1 protein-coding gene is annotated in these 877 nt (G+C 51.3%); it reads left to right on the top strand.

The genetic code is table 11. The features are described from left to right. Positions 1 to 223: 223 nt before the first annotated feature. Positions 224 to 811: a hypothetical protein gene (locus tag ABJ99_RS05500; RefSeq protein WP_054084942.1), complete on the top strand. Its 588-nt coding sequence runs from the start codon at positions 224 to 226 to the stop codon at positions 809 to 811. Positions 812 to 877 lie beyond the last annotated feature (66 nt).

Here is an 877-nt window from a genome sequence, read left to right as displayed (position 1 = left end):
TCATGACTACGGTGCGTTCAACGCATTGATCCATCCCCAAGTTCGCAAAGCTTCCGGAGGCGCGAACGTTCGGTATGCGTTACCGATGGATGCACATTTCACGTTCCACTCGACGATCCACCTGGACCGGTCGAGTCACATCACATACACAAATAATCCTCGGGGAATACTTTCCCCTGGGGATAAGTGTCTCCGTTTTCGGCTATTTGAACGGAGACAGACCATGTCAGACTACACGGCTGCACACTCAGCATCCCAAAATGCTGGGATCACTAAACGCGTTGATATGCTTTACGGCGAGGCATGTCGTCAATTTCCGACATACGAAACTCTGGTCTTCGAGCATTTTTGTTCGCGGATGATCGAGACGTTTGGCGGTGATGAAGCGGCACCCGAACCGGCAGCGCAGGCCTTTACCTATGCACGCTCGGACTATAATTATCTTTCCCCGTCAGAAATTAAGGCGGCAAGGGAAGTTAATCGAAGCCATGGAATCTGCAGCCACGGCCTGACTAGCGACACCTGCCCTTGCGGTTGCTTCGAGTTCACAGGACTAGAAGTCTATGAGGACTCTGGACCTCAGCAATGTGACCTGATGCAAGAACCAGCCTTCGAGCAAGATCCAGACCTCGTCATGAGTGATGAAGAATGTGCGCAGCTTCAGGAGCAATGGCTTCAGGAAGAAATTTCACGCACTAGTGGACCGGATATGAAGCGTGTTTCCATCCACACAACAAATGCGGCTATCCGCAGCTTTCTCAAGTTTTTATGGAATGTGGCGCTGACGTTGTCAGCAGCACGCCCAAGGTAGTCTGGATCTCACGACTACGATGCGTTCTACGCATTGATCCAACCAAAAGTTCGCAAAGCTTCCGGA

It is taken from the genome of Pseudomonas syringae pv. cilantro, from assembly GCF_001293775.1.
Lineage (GTDB): Bacteria > Pseudomonadota > Gammaproteobacteria > Pseudomonadales > Pseudomonadaceae > Aquipseudomonas > Aquipseudomonas syringae_P.
The sequence above is the reverse complement of the archived record's forward strand: the minus strand, read 5'-3'. Positions and strand labels throughout refer to the sequence as shown.

Excerpts from the sequence above, each read along its gene's own strand:
- ABJ99_RS05500 (WP_054084942.1), top strand. The coding sequence starts at position 224 with ATGTCAGACTACACGGCTGCACACTCAGCATCCCAAAATGCTGGGATC.